Origin of the sequence: Burkholderia sp. Ac-20345 (genome assembly GCF_017104825.1) — a bacterium.
Taxonomy (GTDB): Bacteria; Pseudomonadota; Gammaproteobacteria; order Burkholderiales; family Burkholderiaceae; genus Burkholderia; species Burkholderia lata_B.
In genome coordinates, this window is sequence record NZ_JAAGPO010000442.1 from 1 (window position 1) to 2,494 (window position 2,494).

At 67.8% G+C, this 2,494-nt stretch carries 1 protein-coding gene; it reads right to left on the reverse strand.

Translation table 11 applies throughout. The features are described from left to right. Positions 1-2,494, reverse strand: a 2,494-nt coding sequence (locus G3O06_RS47755) for a TonB-dependent receptor (protein WP_241020620.1), incomplete at both ends; no start/stop codon positions are given.

Below are 2,494 nucleotides of genomic sequence, written 5' to 3' on the forward strand. Positions count from 1 at the left end.
CGACAAGATCGGCCGGCTCGACGCGCATCACGTCGTCGAACATGCGTCGAAGGAAGCCGTGCGCACGGGCGCGACGCTGTTCGACGTGCTCGCTGCCGATGCGACCGTATCGGCGCACCTGTCGCGCATCGCCGATCGCGACGAAGTAGCGGTTCGCGCTCGACGGGTAGTAGGTGCGATTGAAGAGGTTCTTCACATTGAGCTGGAACGACAGCTTCTGCTTGCCGATCCGCGTGTCGTACGTGGCGAACGCGTCGGCAAGCACGTACGACGGCAGCGTGAAGCTGTTCGCCGAATCGCCGGGCCGCGCGCCGACATAGCGCATGTCTGCACCGATGCGCAGGTCGTCGCCGCCGACCACCGTGCCGAAGTCGTAGACGGCCGCGAGCGACGCTGTGTGGCGCGCGACGTTCCACAGCTGGTTGCCCGTGTACAGCGGATCCTCGGTCGTCTTCGCGTCGATGTACGCGTAGCTCGCGATCACGTTCACGCGCTCGCCGATCTTGCCCGACACGTCGAGCTCGATACCGCGCGAGCGCGCCTTGCCCGACGTGCGCCAGTCGGTCAGCTTCGTCGCGTCGTTGTATTGCGACACGAGCACGTTCTTCTTGTCGATGTTGAAGAACGCGAGCGTGCCCGTCATCCCGCCCGGCAAGTCGAGCTTGCCGCCCACTTCCCACGCGGTCGCTTCCTCGGGCGGCGTCGCGCCGTCGATGATGTAACCCGTCATCGGCGCGATCGACGACGACGGCTTCAGCGACTGCGAATAGCTGCCGTACAGCGAGAACGTATCGGTCCACTTGTAGACGACGCCCGCGCGCGGCAGCCACTTCGAGCCGCTCAGATCGGTGTTCGCGACGAACGGCCGGCCGCGCCCTGCGACCTGGTTGTAGGTGATGTAGCGCAACCCGCCCGACACGATCCACTTGTCGGTCAGGTGGATCGTGTCCTGCACGAACGCCGACGCATCGTGCAGCGTGTCGGTCTGGTCGCTGTCGCTTGCGGACACCGTGCTCGACGGCGGCAGCAGCCCGTAGACGGGATTGATGTAGCTGAACGGCGTCTTCACGGCCTGCCGCAGCATGTCCTTGCGGTAGATGCGGCGGTATTCGGTGTCGAAGCCGACCTGCACGTCGTGCTGCATCCCGCCCAGCATCAGCTTGCCGTTCACGTAGCCGATGCCGTAGCTGTCGGTGCTGAGCGAGCCGTGCGTCGCGTCGTTGCTGCGCGTCATCGTGCCCTTCACCGGATCGACGCCCGTCGTGCGCAACTGGTTCGCGTCGTAGGTCTCGCGGTTGTAGCTGTAGCCGAAATGCGCGCTCCAGTCCGCGTTGAACTGATGATCGACGCTCAGTTGCGCGAGGTGCGATTCGCCGTCCATGTTGTTGAACGGCTCGTCGATGCGCCGCCGCGCGGGAATGTCGAGCGGCGCGTTGGTGCGCGGGTCGAGCGCCGTGCCGCGATCGAACGGCGAATGGAATTTCCGGTACTGATAGGACACCGTGACCTGCGTATCGCGGCCATACCATGCGAGCGACGGCGCGACGAAGGTCTGCCGGTATTCGCCGAAGTTGCGCCAGTACTGCTCGTTCGACTGGTCGACGATCAGCCGGTACGCAAGCCGCGAATCGCCGACCGGCCCGGTCGAATCGAAGGTCGCGCTGCCGCCGTTCTTGCCGTGCCCGAACGTCGACGCGCCGAGCGAGATCGCGTTGTAGCGCTTGAGCTGCGGCTGCTTGGTGACGACGTTGACCACGCCGCCCGGGTCCATCAGCCCGTACAGCAGCGACGTCGGCCCCTTCAGCACCTCGACGCTGTCGACCGCCGCGTTGAACGCGCGCCCCTGCACGAGCGGCATTCCGTTCTGCATGATCGAGCCGTCACGGTTGCCGCCGAAGCCGCGCTTCATGATCGTGTCCTGCGTGCCCGCGAGCGTGTTGCCCTGCGTGATGCCGCTGACGTTGCCGAGCGCGTCGTCCAGATTGCGCGGACGCTGGTCGCGCAGCACCTGTGCCGGCACGATGTTGACGGCCTGCGCGGTGTCGAGCAGCGGGATGTCGGAACGCAGCACGCCCGCCTCCTTCGGCGCGCGATAGCTTTCGGCGCGCAGCGCGCTGGTGCGCACATTGATCGCGGGCAACTCGGCGCCCGCAGCGACGCCGGCCGCCACGGGCCGTGCGATCGAACCGTCCGCGCGCTTCAGCGTGTAACCGCCGCCCGGCTGGCGCAACGCGACGAGCCCCGTGCCCGCGAGCAGGCGGTCGAGCGCGCCGTCGACGTCGAAGCGGCCCTGCACGCCCCCGCTCGGCAGGCCGGCCGTCAGCTCGGCCGGAAACGCGAGCAGGATGCCCGCGTCGCGGCCGAACCGGTTCAGCGCCGCCTCGAGCGGCCCGGCCGGAATGTCGAACGCACGGCGCGCCGCGCGCTGTGCGGCCGGCGCCGCATCGGTGTCGGTGTCGGCCAGCGCGGGCAGCGGCAGTAGCGCCGACACCAG